This is a genomic window from Acinetobacter sp. LipI_19, from assembly GCF_058242925.1.
In genome coordinates this window covers 318,576-338,450 of record NZ_JBZAYK010000001.1, presented here as the reverse complement: position 1 = coordinate 338,450, position 19,875 = coordinate 318,576, and the positions used below count along the sequence as shown (strand labels likewise).

General features: G+C 36.4%; 16 protein-coding genes and 2 pseudogenes. 2 read left to right on the top strand and 16 right to left on the bottom strand.

Annotated elements, in window-relative coordinates:
- Positions 1-278 precede the first annotated feature (278 nt).
- From AC4CVF_RS01730 to AC4CVF_RS01720, 3 genes are all read right to left on the bottom strand, one after another.
- Positions 279-959 carry a superoxide dismutase gene (locus tag AC4CVF_RS01730; RefSeq protein ID WP_336952001.1) on the bottom strand — a complete coding sequence of 227 codons (681 nt, stop codon included), beginning with the start codon at positions 957-959 and terminating at the stop codon, positions 279-281.
- Positions 960-1,384: 425 nt separating this feature from the next.
- Positions 1,385-1,642: a hypothetical protein gene (locus AC4CVF_RS01725; RefSeq protein WP_490788806.1), complete on the bottom strand. Its 258-nt coding sequence runs from the start codon at positions 1,640-1,642 to the stop codon at positions 1,385-1,387.
- Positions 1,643-2,167: 525 nt separating this feature from the next.
- Positions 2,168-2,401 (bottom strand): hypothetical protein, encoded by a 234-nt coding sequence (locus tag AC4CVF_RS01720; RefSeq protein WP_336952003.1) that lies wholly within the window; start codon positions 2,399-2,401, stop codon positions 2,168-2,170.
- A 264-nt stretch (positions 2,402-2,665) separates the two neighbouring features.
- Between AC4CVF_RS01720 and AC4CVF_RS01715 the strand changes: the two are divergent.
- Positions 2,666-3,547: pseudogene (locus AC4CVF_RS01715) on the top strand (bifunctional aspartate transaminase/aspartate 4-decarboxylase); the annotation flags it as partial.
- A 132-nt stretch (positions 3,548-3,679) separates the two neighbouring features.
- On the opposite strand, the gene AC4CVF_RS01710 reads toward AC4CVF_RS01715, so the two are convergent.
- The gene (locus tag AC4CVF_RS01710; protein ID WP_419820092.1) at positions 3,680-4,138 is read right to left on the bottom strand and encodes a hypothetical protein; all 459 of its coding nucleotides are present in this window, start codon (positions 4,136-4,138) and stop codon (positions 3,680-3,682) included.
- A gap of 258 nt (positions 4,139-4,396) precedes the next feature.
- Positions 4,397-6,457, bottom strand: coding sequence for a choline transporter (locus AC4CVF_RS01705; RefSeq protein WP_336952005.1), 2,061 nt, complete (start codon positions 6,455-6,457; stop codon positions 4,397-4,399).
- 1,084 nt (positions 6,458-7,541) lie between these two features.
- Between AC4CVF_RS01705 and AC4CVF_RS01700 the strand changes: the two genes are divergently transcribed.
- Positions 7,542-7,880 (top strand): hypothetical protein, encoded by a 339-nt coding sequence (locus AC4CVF_RS01700; RefSeq protein ID WP_490788805.1) that lies wholly within the window; start codon positions 7,542-7,544, stop codon positions 7,878-7,880.
- 127 nt (positions 7,881-8,007) lie between these two features.
- Here the strand turns inward: AC4CVF_RS01700 and AC4CVF_RS01695 are convergent, their stop codons facing one another.
- The 11 genes and pseudogenes from AC4CVF_RS01695 to AC4CVF_RS01645 all read right to left on the bottom strand — a co-directional run bounded on the left by AC4CVF_RS01695 (position 8,008) and on the right by AC4CVF_RS01645 (position 19,875).
- Positions 8,008-8,451 carry a hypothetical protein gene (locus tag AC4CVF_RS01695; protein ID WP_336952007.1) on the bottom strand — a complete coding sequence of 148 codons (444 nt, stop codon included), beginning with the start codon at positions 8,449-8,451 and terminating at the stop codon, positions 8,008-8,010.
- Between the two features lie 11 nt (positions 8,452-8,462).
- A complete protein-coding gene (locus AC4CVF_RS01690) occupies positions 8,463-8,786 on the bottom strand; it encodes a hypothetical protein (RefSeq protein WP_419361662.1) in 324 nt (107 codons plus the stop codon).
- A 244-nt stretch (positions 8,787-9,030) separates the two neighbouring features.
- The gene (locus AC4CVF_RS01685; protein ID WP_490788804.1) at positions 9,031-9,609 is read right to left on the bottom strand and encodes a DUF4189 domain-containing protein; all 579 of its coding nucleotides are present in this window, start codon (positions 9,607-9,609) and stop codon (positions 9,031-9,033) included.
- A 227-nt stretch (positions 9,610-9,836) separates the two neighbouring features.
- A pseudogene (locus AC4CVF_RS01680) lies at positions 9,837-10,759 on the bottom strand (IS5 family transposase).
- 1,422 nt (positions 10,760-12,181) lie between these two features.
- On the bottom strand, positions 12,182-12,685 hold the full coding sequence (locus AC4CVF_RS01675; RefSeq protein ID WP_490788803.1) for a hypothetical protein: 504 nt from the start codon (positions 12,683-12,685) through the stop codon (positions 12,182-12,184).
- Positions 12,682-13,188, bottom strand: a complete 507-nt coding sequence (locus AC4CVF_RS01670; protein WP_239046245.1) for a lysozyme — start codon at positions 13,186-13,188, stop codon at positions 12,682-12,684. Before AC4CVF_RS01670 ends, AC4CVF_RS01675 begins: the two co-directional genes overlap by 4 nt.
- Complete coding sequence (locus AC4CVF_RS01665; protein ID WP_239046246.1) at positions 13,172-13,438, bottom strand: holin; 267 nt, start codon at positions 13,436-13,438, stop codon at positions 13,172-13,174. The genes AC4CVF_RS01670 and AC4CVF_RS01665 overlap by 17 nt, the downstream gene beginning before the upstream one ends.
- Positions 13,439-13,478: 40 nt before the next feature.
- The gene (locus tag AC4CVF_RS01660; RefSeq protein ID WP_490788802.1) at positions 13,479-14,018 is read right to left on the bottom strand and encodes a DUF4376 domain-containing protein; all 540 of its coding nucleotides are present in this window, start codon (positions 14,016-14,018) and stop codon (positions 13,479-13,481) included.
- The gene (locus tag AC4CVF_RS01655) at positions 14,015-18,433 is read right to left on the bottom strand and encodes a TipJ family phage tail tip protein (protein WP_490788801.1); all 4,419 of its coding nucleotides are present in this window, start codon (positions 18,431-18,433) and stop codon (positions 14,015-14,017) included. Before AC4CVF_RS01655 ends, AC4CVF_RS01660 begins: the two co-directional genes overlap by 4 nt.
- Positions 18,434-18,485: 52 nt before the next feature.
- Positions 18,486-19,136, bottom strand: coding sequence for a tail assembly protein (locus tag AC4CVF_RS01650; protein ID WP_490788800.1), 651 nt, complete (start codon positions 19,134-19,136; stop codon positions 18,486-18,488).
- The gene (locus AC4CVF_RS01645; protein WP_490788799.1) at positions 19,120-19,875 is read right to left on the bottom strand and encodes a C40 family peptidase; all 756 of its coding nucleotides are present in this window, start codon (positions 19,873-19,875) and stop codon (positions 19,120-19,122) included. The genes AC4CVF_RS01650 and AC4CVF_RS01645 overlap by 17 nt, the downstream gene beginning before the upstream one ends.

Genomic DNA, 19,875 nt, shown 5'->3' with positions numbered 1-19,875 from the left:
ACAATATTTTAAAATGCTTTTAGTATAGTACCCGTACATCCTATAGTTATGAGTAGCGCTATTGTTAAAACGGCTACCACACCAATTTTTAGTAGTTTGCGCATATTTATAGTCTTACTCTTTTGACCAATATACTCATCATTCGCTTTATCATAGTGCACTGAGGGTGTTCTTAGGCGGATTCATCTAAGCTTGATAGTGCCTATAAACTCACATCATCAAGCCTCAAGCATTCATAATTGAAAAAACACCCGAAGGTGCTTTTTAAAAATCAGATACTATTTAATCGCCTGCGCATAACGGTCACTAACTTTCTGCCAATTCACAACTGACCAAAATGCTTTGGTATAGTCAGCTCTGCGATTTTGATATTTTAAATAATACGCATGTTCCCAAACATCCAAACCAAGTAAAGGCTTGCCTTTGACTTCAGCAATATCCATTAGTGGATTATCTTGATTTGGGGTAGAGCTTACATCCAGCTTACCTTCTGGTGTCACAATCAACCAAGCCCAGCCTGAGCCAAAACGTCCTGTGGCAGCTTCATTAAATTTTTTCTGGAAATTTTCAAATGAGCCAAAGTCATTATTAATTTGTTTTAACAATGCTACTGAAGGTTTTCCTGATTTGGATACGGGGGTTAAGCTTTCCCAGAAAAAAGCATGGTTGAAATGTCCACCACCATTGTTGCGAACTGCTGCGTTATACTTTGAAATTTGAGCTTGGATGGCTTCAATATTTAATTTATCTAAAGCAGGATAGTTCTTAATTTGTGCATTTAAATTATCAACATAAGCTTTATGGTGCTTGCCGAAATGGATCTCCATGGTTGTTTGATCAATTGCCGGCTCTAGTGCATTAACACTATAAGGTAATGGTGCTTGCTTGAATTCAGCGTTCGCAGAAAAACTCAGCCCTGCGATTACCGCAACGACTAAGGTTTTTAAACTTTTATTCATCAGACTTCCACTTAAATGATAATACAAATCATTTACACGCTATAGGTATTCGCTCTTATTGTCAAATCTTAATAACCTTCTTATTCAGATATGTATAAAAATCAGAACATAAAAAACACCTGAAGAAAGCTTTTTATTTGAAAGTATTTTCACCAATGTTAAAGTAATGTTTACGCAAAGATTTAGTTTATAAAAGCCTAAAATTCGAGCTTGAATCAAGAAAAATTAAACATATATAAAACTTATTAAATTTATCTCATGAATTAGTAGAAAACTCCCTTCTAATCGCCTTTTTAAACTATACTCAGAGGCCTACAACATTCTATATTTTTATCTAAGCTTCAATAATCTTTATCTGGCCTAATCTATATTATCAGATTTTATTTTACTCGTTGCCTAGAGTATTAAAATAAATAGTTTAATTCTCACCATGAAATTGAAAAAATTTTTTGATTAACGACATGTGTGATCTTAACGCTATAACCTGCACTTTTAAATTCTTTTGTCAAAGCATCAATTTCAGATAAACTAATACCACTTGCAATATATTCATTAGCAAATTTTTCTCCACGACCAGCATTGGCTATAATATTATTGATCAAGCTACTTTTAAGTTGATATAGAGAATCATCCTGAGATGAATCTGAGATTTTCTTTGCCTCATAGGCCGGAATTATGATCATAACTTTATCTCATCTAATCAAATACAATCTATATCCAGATGACATCAAGAAGAATTTATGAGTGCCAAATAAATACTTATAAAATATTATATATTAGAAAAAAATACCCATGCTTTGGGGAAAGATGGGTATATAAACTTAACAAAGCGTTTTTCTTAACTTTAATAATATAGACTAAACAAAATTATTTCAATTTTATTTAAATTTAAATACATGTTTTAGAAACCATTTCTGATTAAAGTACATAAAAAATTTACTTATGAGCGTATTGAGAGGTTAAATTTCAATAAATTTGTTCATAAATAAAGAGCGGTTTAGTTTGTTAAATATTTATTAGCTAAATATCCAATAAAAATTAGATAAATCCAAATCCTAAAAATTCCTGTTTTTATTTAGTGCATTAAATTACATGATTTATTTACATTTTTTAATATTAAACTTATATCTATTATTTTAAAAAACTCATATTTTACTCGATTAAACAAAAAAATATAAATTAATTTAATTATCTCTTAAAATAATTTACTAATCCAACAATCTGGGAATATCTTCAATTTTAAAATCAGCATCATATTTTCTTTTAATAAGGTAAACCAACTCATCAAACATGTTCTGATAATTCTCTGCCCTATTCTGAGCACTTATAACATGTTGTGTGGAGTCAATAACGATCGCAAGTAATTGCTCATTCTCAGAACAAAGGCTGCTTATTTCTTTTTCTGCTTTTTCCAAAGCTTTGATGAGTTGCTCTTTATTCATTTTTTCAACACTCAAATTTTATAACGTAGATAATTTTTTTAAATTTTACCTCACATTTCAAGAGCTTTTATTTGCTAAATATTTAATAAATAAAATTTATAACAAAAAAATCCTCCTCTAGATAGAGATAAATATATTTTTATTTATTCAATCATTTTTAATTATAAAAATTTTTAATTCAAGGTTTTAAAAACTATGAATTTTAATAAAATAATTTAATTCTTTTGAATACTAGATTTCCCTCATAGATCCAATAAATTTTCATTACGCAAGTTAGAAGCTCATTTCTTTAGAGTATTTTTCTTGATAAATCCAACTAATCTAGCTTAGGTCAAAATGAGTGATGAATGTCTGATGGCTAATATTATCAAAACATATCCTGATCTAATTATTTTAATAGATGATGCTTATTGAACATTTGCAGATAACTTTAAATCTTTGTTTGCAGTTTGCCCTGACAATACCATCTTGATTTATTCTTTCACTAAATATTTTAGTGCAAATGGATAGAGACTTGGAGTCATTGCCTCGAATAATCATAATATTTTAGATAAGAATGTGCGGTACTATCTACTAAGCACAAAAATGAACTAGAACTATATTACTCATCCCTCACCACAGATCCATCTATTATGAAGTTTATCGACTGCCTTCTTGCCGATAGACGAAAATGTTGCATTAAATTACACGGCTGAATTATCCACACCTCAACAAGTTCAAATGGTTCTCTTTGCCTTATTTAATATGATAGAAGCTCCAAAGCTATAAAAAGCAGTGAAATCGCTAGTTCGAGAACGTGATGCGGCCCTTTATAGACTCCTTGGCGTTCAAACTCCACAAGCTCCGAATGCAGTTGATTACTCTACCTTGGTCAATTTAGAAAATACCTCACAAAAACTAAATGGTGATGCATTTGCTGATTGGCTGAGGAAAAATAAGATTCCAACAGAATTACTCTTCCGAGTTGCTGATGAAACAGGTGTAGTACTCCTTCTGGGTTCAGTTTTTGGTGTTTAATATCCTTCTGCCGATGTCTCGCTAGCCAATTTAAATGAATTCCAATATGCAGTAATCAGAGCTTCATTACGAAAATTTGCTGAAGAAGCCTATCAGGAATATAAAAAAGTCAGCAATAAGAATAAATAAGTATTGATAGCTTAATGATTTTTTTTAAAAGAAAAAGATCGCATTAATACGATCTTTTTTTTTATGAATGAATAGCCAAGTTAAACTCTTTTACCTGTAGCTATCAAATCTCATAACAGTATTCAAACAGTCTTAATTTTGCACTTTACATTTTATTGCTTGTGCTGGAGTAATATTGGTTGCTGAAACTAATTGAGTTGAATCAAAACCTTCTGTTTCCTCTATAAATAAATGATAGTCTTTAATTTGAATCGTTGCCTGTCCTTCATATTGGCAATACCCTTTTTTAATATTGTTTGGTAATTTAAACGTCTTTTTTGCGACATCAAAGTTGCTAAAGCAAAACCATACATCTCGGGTATCACCTTTTGGACGTGGAATGAGTGTAGCTGATGTTTTGTTGGGTTCAAAGCAAATATCATCGCCCATATAATCCAAATATTCAGGGTCTAAATTACGTGAAAATTTTCCAGTTAAAGTGGCTAGTCCCTGATAATTTTTAAAACCAGACTCGGTGTTTTTGTATTTGAAGCTTTGTGCTTGTACAAATACTGGCAATATCCCTAAGGCGATCACTAAAATTTTTTTCATCATCTTCCTAATCTACATTTTATAAAGTACTAAATTTTCAGTAATCTTACCCAATCTCAACAAATAAAAAAACTACTTAGACATCTATTACAACTACCTTTTACTCAACAATTTGACTTGTTCAATTTGTTGCGTGGTTACTATGAATTTTAGACAATCGTCAGTAAAAATATATAGAAAATAGATTTTAAATTAGACTCATATTGAACTGACCCCATAAGTTGAGCACAACTCATGGGGTATTTTTATGTTAAGACACTAGTCTTGTGAGTCAGGATACAAAGGACGATTTCCGGGACTAATTCGGTTGATATGCAAAAAGGTCATATGACGTTCGTACTTATCCAGAATGTCATTTATTACCTGCTCTTTGGTGTATCCAACCAAGTCATTGTCCTGTGAACCTTCGTACAAGAAGGTTTCTAAACGATAATAATATTGCATACCGCGTTTACCCCGTTCACTAAAAGTCGGCGCAATATAACGCACAGGCCAGATCTGATAAACGAAATTAAACTCTTCTTCGATGTAGATGGTTAAATCAAGATGATACAGCGTATCACTATCTTCAACCTCTCCCTGCATTACTTCGATATTCATCCCACGTTTAACCAACTCATCCGCAACCGTCTGAACTGCAGGTTTACACACACTATCGAGCATACTTAGTGTTTCGCTGCTGCCAGGATGATACATGACGCGAGACAAACGTTGCTTCCAATTTAGAATATCAACATTACCTACAACAGGCGCTGCATTTGGGCTACGACTCGCTTTACGATAATCCTCTAAGCGCAAGGATTTATACAAACCTGCCATCACTAACAACATGACAAAACTGAAGGGTAATCCCATGATGACCGTTGCACTTTGCAAGGCGGTAATTCCATTAGCCATCAGCATGGCTATAGTCAGTAAGCCGATTGCAGTAGCCCAGAAGATACGCAACCAACGAGGTGCATCATTATCAACATTTGAGAATTTGGTCGTGAAGTTCCCAAGAACCAAAGCTCCTGAATCTGCCGAAGTGACATAGAATAGTAAACCGGTAATTGTGGCAATACCCGCAATAAAGGCAAAGCCTGGATACTGAGCAAGTAAATCATAGAAGCCATGTGCGGGATTGGTCAATACGGTTTGTGCCAATGTGGTATTACCATCAAAGATCACGCTATGTAAGGCACTATTACCGAAAATAGACAACCATGTGATGGTGAACAATAGCGGAATGATCAAAGTACCGCAGACGAATTCACGGATCGTACGGCCACGAGAAATCCTCGCCAGAAATAAGCCTACAAATGGAGACCATGCTACCCACCATGCCCAGAAGAACAAGGTCCAGCTATTCATCCAGTCTTTTGGTCGATCAAAGGCAAAACTTTCCAAAGCTAAACTTGGGAAGCGACTAATATAATCACCAAAGTTTTGTACCAGCGCATTCAGCAGAAATTCAGTATTTCCGAGGAACAATACGAACAGCATCAAGCCAATTGCAGCATAGATATTAATTTCTGACAGGACCTTGATGCCTTTATTTACCCCAGCAGTCACCGAAATAATGGTCACAATCACAGCGACTAAAATCAGGGCAACCTGAACCCAGAGATTTTCTGGGATATCAAACAGCACATGTAGACCATAATTGATCTGAACTACTGCAATACCGCAGGTAGTAGCAATACCAAAGATTGTGCCGATCACGGCAGCAATATCCACAGTATGCCCAATAGGACCATCAATTTTTTTACCAAAGATTGGATATAGTGCAGAACGAATGGTTAATGGCAAATTATAGCGGTAACTAAAATATCCCAATGCCATCCCCACCAAAGCATACATCCCCCACCCTGTTAAACCATAGTGGAATAATGTCCAGACCATGCCCTGACGTGCAGCTTCATAAGTCTGTCCTTCACCTATGGGTGGATTCATATAGTGTGATAACGGCTCCGCAACCGAGAAGAACATTAAGTCTGTCCCAATCCCCGCAGCGAACAACATCGCTGACCAACTCAGTAAACTAAACTCAGGTTTCGAGTGTTTAGGACCAAGTTTGATATCGCCATAACGTGAAAAGGCAATAAAAATCACAAAGATTAAATACAATGTTGCAGCTAATAAATAATACCAACTGAATTTATCACTGACCCAAGCCAATACCACATTCAATAAATGATTGGCAAAGTCATTAAATAAAATCGTAACAAGTGCAAATGTTAAAATAAGTAGAGCTGAAACATAAAAGACCACACGATTCAAATGATCTTTATTCGCTAATGTAGCATCATCAACCGCTCTTGGATTATCTGTCGCCATACAATCCTCAGGAAGTTAGAGAAGAAAAAGAAGATATTCATCTACGTCTTTCCATCGCTAAATCAATGAAAATAAATATTTGAATAGAAAATGAAAAACAAAAGTTATTTACCCAATTAAAATGTTTCAGATTTTTTCAGTTATGTGATGACTGAGTTAATGTCTTTATCACTTGCATTGCTATAGGACTAAATTGGTCCTCTTTAAGTGTATTGGCTGAGCCAAACATATACAGCACAATAATGATAGAGGACGATATACCAGAACAGCGCGTTAGAGTCGAAACTTCCTACCAACACCTGTCAAATGCATACTATGCTAATCGCCACAGACCAAAAAATTAGTAAACAAATTGGTGATACACTTTCATTACTTCCCCTTTTAAGGAAAGATTTGCGAGCTGAGTATAACAGAACCTACAAATTCAAAAATAATACGAAACAAATCACAACACCCCATTTACATAAGGATTGAAAGATTAAAAGGAAAAATGAGACCGAGTCACCGGAGATTTTTGCTATTGTTCTAAGATAAATCACAATATTGCTAAAATCGGCATTCAATCACCAGATAAAATTCGGGCGAAAAAAGCGTAGACCAAGCATAGCATCACTTATGATCAGAATACTTCCCCCCAAAATAAAACAGATATTCCCTAAAAAGGGAACTGCCAGCTCAAATTTGAGCTAATACATATAAATCTTTCCCTCTTTTTACATCCCACTTCAATATCGAAGTCAAAGGGTAAAATCCGTAAAGCCTCATGTCGATATTTAATGAAAAATTCGACACGTATATATATAGATATGTTGATAAATCTTATAAAAATCGGCATAAGATATTAAATGTGTTGATGACATCAGCATAATGCAATTTGAATAAGGCAGCTATTTTTAAAGCAATTGCAATACATCCACTTAAACCTTAGCCACTTTCGCCTTCAAACTTTTTAAAACTATATTTTGACTCTTTTATATCTTGGTATTGACTCGCCTTATGTGTTAATTCAAAAACAAGATAAAGTTAGAAATTTTCTTTCCAATAAAAAATCTATCATTGAATAAACAAAATAAAGGATCAAAAAATGAAAAAATTCCTACTTCTCTTCCTCTTAATTAGTGGTGAAACTTGGGCTGAGTTGCCAAAATCCAAATCATTATGTCAAATCCAAGCTCAACAATTAAAATTTGCTCGTTTAGTTGCTCTTAGTAGTCTTTGTGATAAAGATGAAAATTCAACTTACGGAAAAAGCTTAAGTGCTTTGTTTTTAAAAAATCAAAAGAAATGTAAAGTTTCCCGTGAACAGATTGAGCCTAAAGATGAACAGGTAATGAATGCTTATGATGAACTCATTGGTTTACCTATAGAACAGCAAAAAATACGATGCAGAACGGCAGATAAACAAATCAAAGCCCATTTCTGAAAACTTACGACTTATTCGGTAAAACTATTTCAGCATAGTGAATTATAAAACTGCTTTGGCTAAGATATAGATGTTGAAAGTAAGATTTCAAGTCACCTGTATTGTGGTAATTTTACGGAAATCCGAATTATTGGCATTCTTGTATACTCTTATCCCGACTATTGAAATTCATAATTGAATTTTTTTTACTTAGACAGAAGTAATTTATAAATTCATATTGTCTAAAGGATTTTCCTTTTTTTAACTCAATACGGATCTGAGTCTCTAAATAATTTGACATAAGCATATCTTTTGAAAAGCAAAAAATATACTTACTATCTTTATTAGACAAATTTTCTAAACTTTGTGCATATATTTTGTTTGATAATTCATCATTGAAACTTCCACTTTCATTTTTAAATGATGTGTCAAACATTGAAAATTCATTAGAATCATAAATTTCTTGGGGTTTTAATGAACAAATGCTCTTATCTTCTAATATTTCATATTGGAAATCAGCTACACGTTTCTCTTTACAACCAATTAATATTATTGATATAAAAAAAACACTTAATATATTAATATTTTTCATGAGATGATAATTCAGTAAATTAAAAAAATTAAAGAAACTAGTGGAATCGGAGTAGAATTAGAAACCAATGTATATCCTGAAGGATTACTTATAATCGGTTGCATTACCTGTCTTATATATTGTGAATTATCAGCTTTATGATTTCGCCAAGCTAAACTGAAATTAATCTGATTATATCCTTCAATTAATCCAAAATAATCAGCTACAATATTAGCCTGTTGCTCAGGATTCAATTTTTTAAAATCCGTATCTTTATTTAATTCATAATTATATGGGTCATAGACAGAATCAGGTAAAGTCCGCTCTAATGTTTGTAGCACTACTCCTCTGCCCATTACATTGATATTAAAGCATAAGAAAGAAACAATACAAAATTTGATCACCCTAGCTCGAAACTTCCTCCATTAACAAAATGATTCCTATACGAAATAGCAGGTATTTTCAGTACCAAGCTAGAATCATCCATTAAACAAAAACTACCCGAAAGTAGTTTTTGTTATCCTAAAAAATCATATTAGCTCGATTCCGAATCCTTATTCCCAAGCTTTGCATTTCATATTTTAATCACAAAAAAAAATCTTATGGAAGATTGAGTCTACGGCAATCTTCATAAATAATTTTGCATTGACTCTCAGGAAAGCCATCATAACTACATGCCTCTAAAACTTTTTTCCGCCCCAAAGCTTTTCTACTACCAGGAACCAACATAGGAACAACATCACTTACTTCTCCTGCTGTTGTTCTAGCTTTATATAATTTATTTGTCCCAACCGCTTGCCCTACAGTCGCACAATGATTGTCATCATAAGTGAACCAAATTCTACAATCAGTCCCACCTTTTTTTTCACAATCTTGCAATGCTTTTTCTTCCAACTTTCCACGGAAAATCTTCGCAGTAGCAAAACCAATAACGCCATTTGTACTCGAAGCTACGTAGCCTTCTGTACTTGGTGTACGTGAGCTTGAACCTGAATACCCCCCATTACCACCACCGGGAATAGGCGCACAGCCTTGTACACCTTGACCACCGACAGGATAATACCCCGGAGGACAATTCCCCTCAGCATGTGCAGCACCAGAAATAATAATTGAAAATAGAGCCACACAAATTAATGATATAAAATATTGAATGCTCTGCGATCTATTGTATTTAGTCATAATTGTTTCATCCGTGTTTGTAATTTAATAGGTGAAATATTTATTTGATCTAAATCTTAAAATAATTCTTAGCTAAAAACCACCTTAGGGTGGTTTGGTTTATCATGTCTTTTATTGAATTAAATGTGTGTCGCAATGAAAACCCACTCGGGTGAGTGGGTTTTTGAGTTTTAATCGGCTTGTTGCACAAAGTCTTGAAAGTTAGAGTTTTCCTAAGTGACATAAATTTAAGTCACAACTCTAGTATATGGACGACCTAATTTAGTAAATTTATTGAGCACTGCTACGCGTGCGTGAATCTCATTCACTTGGCTTTGGAAGTTCCCAGCAGTCAGTTTATCTCCTAATAGTTTGATACAGTGCATCTTAGTTTCCACTAAACTTCTTCGATGATAGCCTATCCAATTTTTCCATATCGTCCTGCCCAAATGCTTAATCGTTCATTTCTTTCTAGTGAATGAGTTTTTATATCTTTCCACAGCTTCGCATTCTTTCTTGGTGGAATAACGACATGAGCTTTTCTAGATGCAATCAATTGACAGCAAATCTCATTGTCATAAGCACCATCGGCATAGATTGAGTCTATTTGTTCTTCTTGTAGAATTTGATGAAGTAAATCACCGAGTACCTGTGAATCATTGAGATTGTTTGTTGTGAGCTAAACTGCATGTATTTGCAGGGTTTTGGCATCTATCTCTATGTGTAATTGACGTCATTGGCGACGATACTCGGGTTGGTGTTTCTTTCTTTTCCATCAACCTTCATCTAAAAACTTTAAACCAGCAGAATCCACAAGTAGATGTAATCCATTACTGCTTTTTTGATAGCAAATCGCAATATCAATATGCTTTTGTCTTCTGCAAAGAGTTGAGTAATCTGGTGCTGCCCAATCTAAACCACAAATTTGAATGAGGCTTTAAATAAATCCCGAGGTCATTCGTAAAGTTAAACGAAATAGAGATTTGATCATCAAACAGCATTGAATTGCTGTATCGGAGTAGGTTTGATTTCGTCCTTGTGTGCCTTTTAATGGCGCATACCATTGGGTAGTAGGATCAAACCAGATCGAGAGATTCGCTCGATTCACCAAAGCTTGGTTGTAATAAGACCAATTCGTTGTACGATAGGTTTTAGGTGCAGACTTATTCATTCGGAAATTATATTACTGAATCAGACCTTACCAACACCTTTGTGCAACAAAGCCGTATTAGGACATACTTATGACCAAATCAAGATCAGAAATTAATCAAAGAAGTAATGAGCGTCGTGGTATTCTGAGCAAAAGTTATAAGCTTCATGAAAGTACGGTTGAGCAAATCAAAGTACTTTCATAATCTACTGGAGAGTCTCAAGCAAAAATTATCACTGAAGCTGTCAAACTTTACGCTGAACAATTAAATAAGCCCGATTAATTCGCGCTTCTTAAATCTTCAATACAACTTTTCTCTTTTTCTTCCTTATTTCGTGTATCAACCGAGTTCTTAACGCAACTACAGTAATCGTAATACTTTTTCTTATCCAGCTCTTTGGGTGGGTCTATGCCCTGACATTCCGTTAGTACTGTCCCTAGTCTAGGAAATTCTTTACTCTTTTTATTTTCTGAAGGAATACTAGGTTTATATAGAATTATGAGTAGTGATGCTATTATTGCTAAGAAAAATAAATATTTCATACAACCAATAGCCTCCCTAATTCAAAATATTCATATCTATTTATAAAGTAAACCTTGATATTAAATTAAGGATTACTTAAGTCTAATCAATTGAAAATAAAATTAATATAGCAATTTAGATACCAGGCAAAGTAATTACTAAAGCTGATTTCCAATTGAGTTTTGCAGTATTTACGCAGATTTTTGATTGCTTATTATTCAATAAAATATTAGTTCAATTAGTGACAAAATAATAACTAAGGTAGTACCAACGCTTTATTTCAAGCTACTAACAAAATTATTTTGATCAACTTTTCATGTTAAAATGTCATGCATAAAATTAAAAATAACAAACTCTGCTACTGACTGCAAACCATTTGCAATACCTTGCACAACAGCTTACAAATGCGAATCAAACGATATGCAAAATGGATTCATGGTGATAAAAACAGGAAAGAGATGGCAAAACTAAATACGCGCACTTAATAAGTGGCTTTTTTATAACAAGAATTTGGTGGAGATGGCGGGAGTTTAATTAAAACCTTAACTCATTATATATATTAAATATTTATTGTCTAGGATATGCATTGTGTAACTTCTGTGTAACACACTACTTTGATAGTTAATGATTTTTTGTGACAGTTTATAACTTATTCTGAGTTAGGTTTCCGATTTCCGAATTGAACTCAGAATCTAGTTTTTATATTAACATTAATTCCTAATTTTCTATACTTTCCACAAAACTCGATTTTAAATACATGATACGCAATTTTTATTGTTGTTTTAGCTAAATTGTCATTACAGTTAAAGATTTTATACAGAAATTCCGAGAAAGTTTAAGTGAGTGTGTCTAGTTAAATTATTATAGTTTTGACTTTTTAATAGTTTTTTATTCCAAAATTATTCCTAAGAATAAAGCCCTCACTCAGAGGGCCATGCATCCCTCAATCTTTCCGCATCAGCTGCGTGTCCATCAGCTTTTTCTGCCACTGTTCGATATTCAGTAATGCAGTTTTCGAGTATGTCACTGTTGGTATTTGTGTACTCAATGATGGTTTCTTTGGTAGAGCTGGGCAAGCGACTGTTTGCAATCTTGAGCTGCTTTGACAAGCTGTCAGCGCTGGACTGAGCAAGATCAGCATCAGACTTAATTTGCTTAATTTTGGCATTGTAATTTTGCTCCGCTTTTAACTGTTGTTCAGACCATTGTTTCTCTTTAAGTACCGCTGAGGCTTTTGCTTGTTCCGCCAGTGCTTTGGCTTCAGCAACTTCTGTTTTGTATTTTGCATTCAATAACGTGTATTCACTTTTAAAATGATTTACTCGCCATGATTGAATGCCTATAACTGTTATGGCCAACAATAAAAAAACCGCCATTGCGATAATGACGGTTTCATAAAATTTAGCTAAGAATGCTTGCATCATTGTGCCCCCATACACTTGCTATAACGATCCTGCTGACGAGTCCAAACACCATAGCAACCATTAGATCGGATACTACAATCACGCTTGGCAACATATTTGTATTTCAGTAAAGATGAACATGCCTGTTTGTATTGCCCTGCTTTTAGATTTCTGAGCATTGATGAGCCATTCCAGTTTGCTTGACCATAGTTGTAAACAAAGTCTAGGTAAACATCATATTCAGTCTGAGTAAGTTTCACGCCATGCAACGACTTACGGAAAGCAACTTCATCTTTGGCGATATGAGCCTTTGCAATTTGAACAGCACGTTCTTTAGAAATTGGCTTATCAGTCATTTTGACTTTAGTACCATTTTCGTATGATGTGGACCCGATACCGATTGTTGCCACTTTAGCGCTATCTAAATATGGCTTTGATTTGTACCCCTCATAGCCAATTAAAGACGTAAAAAAAAGCGCTGATGCGCTTAATGTTGTTACTATGATTTTAGTCTTGTTTGACATCAATCTTCCCCTTGATTTGAAGTGATGCGATATAGGCCTTGTGCTCTAATTCATCACGCTTATCTTTCTTTCGAGCGAAATACCAGTTCATAATTAAGCCAGCTATTGCAATCAAAATACTGATCCAAAATGCTAAATCAATACTCCCAAGCCATGCAGTAATAGCACCAGCAGTACTACCACCATATGCTGCGGTTTTGCTTGCAGCGATAGCTACTGACGCGTCAATTGTTGCCTGTGTATCAGACATGTAACCCCCTATTTTGGCAATAAAAAAGCACCCGAAGGTGCTAAAACTGAATTGATTCTATTTGCTCAATACTTTCTGAGTCATAAATAAGTTGCCGAGCTATTCGGCTTCTTGAATGACAGTTTGAAACATGCTGAGCTAGCGCAATTCTCAAACCTCTCAATTGCTCTGCATCTAGCGAAACAATTGAATTGTCTTTCAATGTCCAGTCTACTGAGACACCTAAATCACTTGCCACAATTATTCGGGCCTGTGAAGAAACATCTGAATCAAAAGTAAAGTTTAAAAAAGAAAAACCGCCATATTCGGCGGTTTCTCTTTGAATTTTGATCTCCGACCATTTCTGGTCTTTAGCTTGATCTAATGACCGAGGATCAATCCACTGTTTCAAATCATAATCGAATACGTGATGAGTTGATGGTTGTTTGGGTATATGTGCCCACCACCCACGGTAATACATATTTGAGGATGGAGGATCTGAAACAGCCAAACAACCAAGCGGTTTATTTAGTGCAATGGTTTCTTTATTTGCATAAATCAACTGTAGCAGCTCACCTCTTTTTGAAATAATAGCTGTCATTTCTTCATTTCCGTCAGAATCATTTGTGGACTTTGAATGCTAAAAATACCTGTAGTGCTGTTTAAAGTAATACGTATCGCGCGAGTATTGCGATTTGCAAAACCTAATTTGAGAACGTACGTAGCTGGCCCACTAAAAATGTCTTCTATACCCGCATTCACCGCAAAAGTTCCAGTGAAATAAAATCCACCAGAACTCATTACATCAGTCGGAGGTGTTTCCTGCCGGGCGACTAAAGTTCCATTTCTGTAGATTGAAACAACTGCCCTAAGGTTTAACCTTTCAAAATATGAAAGAGAGCGACCATCAACTGCATAAGCAGTCAAGTATTCACTCCTAAAAGCAATACAAGAAGCATCAATTCGGCATTTTCCTCCTGATCGATTGATTGTAGCAGTTAATAAATTCCCGAATTTAGCCTCCCACTCTGCAAGTTGAGAATCATAATCGCTATATTGCGGACTATAAGCTCCCGAAACGACAATTTCACTTGTTGACTTGATTGATGTTGGAACAGTGACTGCTTCATCTTGTATCTTTAAAGTACCAACTGCTAAATCTTTGATTTTTCCTGCTGTCACGGCTAAATCTTCAATCTTTGCTGTTTTGACAGCCAAATCTTCTATATGTGAAGTCTTAACAGATTGGTAATCCATAAACACTGATTTCAAGTATGCGGCAACAGGAAATACCGTACCTGTGACTGGATCGGTAAAGGATGTGGTTCGAAATATAAATGGGTAGTACCCGACACTATCACCGCGTCCAATAGCCAATGAGTCAACATCAAAGATATACTGCCCCTCTACACCATCATTGGCGCCTCCCCACCCAATAACTTTGCCATTCACATCAATTTTAGTAAATTTTTGCGCATACAAACCATTGGTTGATTCAGTAACTTCTTGAATCGAAGCCGCATTGTCTCCAACTTTTGTCTGAAGCGTTTCAGTCAATTTAACATTGGCTGATACCGCATCTGCTGTCGCTTTAATCTGTTGCTGATATAAAGCATCATTTCCGCTAATCGTTGCAAGAACTTGGTCAGTACGAATCGATTGAGCTAAATCTCCCTCTATTCGTGCTGATTGTTCTGACCAAACACCTGCATAACTGCCAGAATTACCAATCAGATCAGATTCAGAGCCGATTAATGGCGGATTGATTTGAGCATAAACACCGTCGATCTTTGCCGTTTGTGCTGTAATCTTGCCGTTGTAATCAGCTTCAATATCAGATTTGACTTGCGTCAATTGCCCTGTTGATGCTTTGTCATCTAACTCTAATTCTAAGGCTTGAATCAACTCACCATTGGCTTTAGAGGTATCAACTGCAACTTTTGCAGAATCACGTACTGATGCTACAGCGGTATCATTATCTGCAATGTATGTATCAATTTTTTCAACAGTGGCTTTTTGGCCCTCGACACGTGCAATCACTTCTTGCTGCGCAAAGGCTTGAACGCCATTCACTTGTGCAACAGTGGTATCGATACGTTTACTGAGTGCTAAATCACCTTCAATCATTGCTGATTGCACTGACCATGTGCCCGCAAATCCTGTATTTGCCCCAATTAAATCAGATTCAGAACCGATCAGCGGTGGATTTAATTGTGCATAGACCCCATCTGTTTTTTCAGCCGTTAGTTTTAGATCATCTACAACCACTTTAATATCGGACTGAACCGCAACAAATCCATCATCTGATGATTTTTTCACAGTATCAATGACTTCTAATACACCTTTTTCACTATCATTGATTTTCTGCGTCAAACCATCTTCAGCCTGTTGAATTGCCTGTTGACGATCACGAATTTCCTCTGAAATCTGATCTTTCGTGTTCTGAATATCTTGCTTGATCGGTCCTATTTCAACATCAATGGTTTCAATATGGTCAATCTTAGTCTGTAAGTCTTTATGCAATTGGCTTTCAGTGATTTGCTCATTCAATAGTTCAAGTACATCTGAAGCATCTGCTGAAGTCACACCACTGACCCAACTTGACCAAGGACCAATATTTCCAATTCGATCAATCAAACGGGCACGATAATATTGTTTTAGGTTTGGTTGTAACCCTTGCAATGTATGCGTACTAGTCGGATAAGCAAATAATCCCAATTGAGCAATATTACTTACACCATCGGGTGAAACTTGAATCTCTGTATAAGCCGTATCCAGTGCACCAACCACAGGAAAGCCCCATTCAAGTTTGATACCAAATAAAATTCCCGTTGCATTAATAAAAGCCAAGGCAGGCGGTGTACCTTGTTTACCTTTCAATTCAGTCAAAATTGAATAAGTAGGCAAAGAAGCCACTTCAAATGCATTAATCGCTGTGACTTTTGCTTGATAATTTCCTGAATAAATCCCTTGAACTTCAACTGAGTTGTTACCCGTTATCGGCATCTTCATCCAAGAGCCATCATCTTTGCGCCATTCGACCAAATACTTAACTGCACTTGCTGCCTGTGGCCAAGAGATTAACATCGTGGCAATCGTTAATCCTTGTTGCACCATGTCATCTGTAGAAACTGATACAGATTCTACAGGTGACTGAATATTTGGATTAATGATTGTAATTGGACGATCATCAATAAATGTGCCTTGGTCAATCGCATCAAACTTTGCTGGATTGTATTGCAAACCAGTTATTGTAAATTGATGTGTATCATCACGGCTGATTGATACCACTCTAAACTTCATTGTTGCCAAGTCTTGAGCATCAACAATCCACACGTTCTGCGCTGCTACAGAATCGAATGCAGCCACAACGGTAATTACTCTGCCATTTTTTGACTGAACAATTCGCGCCTGCGCCTTGCCATCTTCACCATTTACCACTAAGCGATCACCAGCGCGACATACAACATCATCACGATCCACAGTAATGCTTTTTAAATCCGCACTTACTGAAGAAATACGCCCACCATTGGCACGACCTGCAAAGATTGGATCGGCAATTTCAATCACTTTGCCTGGCCGCGGAATAAAACCATCTAGGCCGACTTTAAAAGTCACAGTTCGAGTTTCAAATTGTTCGGTTTTTAATGCCCAATTTCCAGCACGTTGTGCCTGACCCACGGAAGTACAACCATAGGCAGAAATATCTAAGGTGCGAATGCCATACTTTGCAATGGCTGCCTCATCACGCACAATTTCATATTCAGTTTTATAACGATTTTCTGGATTGTCATAAGCCACTTTCGCAATTGTATGTCGATCACGTGCACGTGTGCCTGAATATTCAAACCGCCCATCAATGACGTTGGCACTGGTGAAAGTGTATAGCGTGTCTTGTGGAATATCGGCATCACAGACAATCGCTTGACCATCCCAGTAAATATAAGCTCTGAAAGCCCCCGCCATTTTGGACAATACAGACCAGGCATCATCCTGAGATTGCTCATAAACATTTAAAGTAAACCGCGGTTCTTGCCCCCCTTTACCATCTGGTACAAGTTGATCACAGTATTGTCCTAAACGATAAATTGACCATTTATCAATCATGGATGAATTGATGCGATTACCCAAAGCATAGCGCTTAGCAATACAAGCATCATAAAAATGCCATGCTGGATTATTGCTATATGCTCGTTTAAAGCTGCCATCCCACAGTCCAGTGTAGATCCGCGTTTCAGGGTTATAGTTGCTTGGTACACGAATCTCCACCCCTTCGCATTCAACTGCCATTTTTGCGACATTTGAAAATGTTTGAGCATCATAACGAAGCCCAAGCAAAGCGGTATTAGGATAACGTAGCTTTGCATCAATCACTTCAGTGACTGCCTGCACATACATTTTATCGCTGATAAATTCTGAACTTGTGTTTGGTGTTAAACGTCGAATACGCACTTGCCAGCCTGAGTCGGCTTTCGGTAAATCTATACGATGTGAACGTTCATAGTTTGCTGAGGTTTTATCGGAAATTTGAGTATTTAAGACTTCAGACCACGTACCACCATCAGTCTGTACATCAACTGCATAACGGATGGTATATCCATTCAAATCACCATTACTCTCATTTTGTTGACGTAATGGCCCCCAACGTAAGCGCAAACGAACCGCATCAAGTTCTGTATTATTAAATGCTTTGACCCATGGCGTTTCAGACTTTAACTCAACCCCAATCGCTGTTTCAGATGAAATGTCTGGAAATCCCTCAATATAGGTTTGATCATTTGTACCCTCACGAGTATCTACACTGACATTTTCAAAATTCCAATTTCCATTTGCGTCTTGTAAAGGTGTGTCATCTAAAAAAATTGATTTGTACCCGTTGGCCAAACCTTTAATTGGACCCTCAGACAAACCATAAAGAATTTTTATAAAAGTTTTAGATTGTGCTGAGTCAAGATCAATCACTGGCTGACGTGGCTGTTGTGCCCCAGCTTTTGCGCCCTTAATTGGTGTATTCATAAATTCCTCAAGCATAAAAAAAGGCGCTTAATGCGCCAAGACTCAACTTTATTTACATCATGTCTTCAGGATATTGTCCTGCTGACACAATGAATCCACCGATCTCTCGTTTACCGCGAAGTACAGGCACTGGATTACCCTGGGCAATGGTAGTTACTGCACCGCCAAAACCATAGTTTGCACGGTTTCCATCCTGATTTTGATTGGCATTCGGATCAACTTTAGGTACAAGCATTTGTGCGATACCACCCATCACCATGCCCGCACCTGCACCAATCAAAGCAACTCCCATATTTGATGTTGCCCCACCAGTCCAGAAGCCAGCAACAATCAATACAACACCAAGAACCAGCTGCAAAACTCCGTTATCACCACCTGCACCCATCACACGTGGCACAATCTTGATTTCTGTTGTATCTGTGAGCATATCTATTTCAGACACACCAATATTGTGGCCAGAAATAATTCGTCCTGTTGATGCATCAAAACATGCTGCTTTTTTCTTGCCACGTTGTTTGGATTTTGAATCAGTAAAAATAGCAAAAGCCAAACCACGTTCATGCGCACTCAACATGTAATTTTCAAATCCATCAATCTGAGCGGATAAAGCACGAATCGCTTCACGTGGGCTCGCAACGTCAAGTTTAAATTGATGACCAAATTTTTGACCAAGTACACCGTATAATTTAATTGTTTTTAACATTTCGATGCCTCACAGTGATGGCAACCCGTTCTTGCCATTGTTGGCCAAACACTTCACGTACAGACTTTCGATTGTATGGGTGATGCAAAATCAGCGAAGATCCCACACAAGGCTCTGTTTGCTCTGATTTCAATGAAGCATGATCGCCAAGCCAAATCACTGCATGATTCACATGTTCAGTGCGACCTACTCGACACAGCAATACATCACCATATTGCAAGTCTGTAACTTCGCTAAAACCTGCTTTACTGAAGTTATCCAAATACAAAGAAGCATTTTCAGCAGATTCCCACCAACGATCTAGGCGCTCAAAATCAGGCAATGCGATGCCATATTCACGCTGATAGAAATCACGAACCAGTGAATAACAATCTTGCCAACCATGCTGATAATTACGTCCGATCAAAGGCGCTTGATAGCCACAAGGCTCATAGACCTGAAATTCAATATCAGGATAAGCACATATGACCCAAGGTTTTTTATGCAATTCAATTTGAATTAAATCCAGCTCAGAAGCCCTTGCTGAAGCATTCGGATGTGAATGCACATAGGCTTGGATTTCACCTATATCTTCAGCGTGTGCAAGATCTACAGGATCAATTTCAAACTGGTCCTGAAAATTAGAGATATTCTGGCAACGAATATATTCCTTATGCACAATCACACCGCAACATTCGATTGGGTACATTTCAGCGGCATGCAAATGGATCTCTTTTTTAAGTTTTGCTGATAGCTTCAT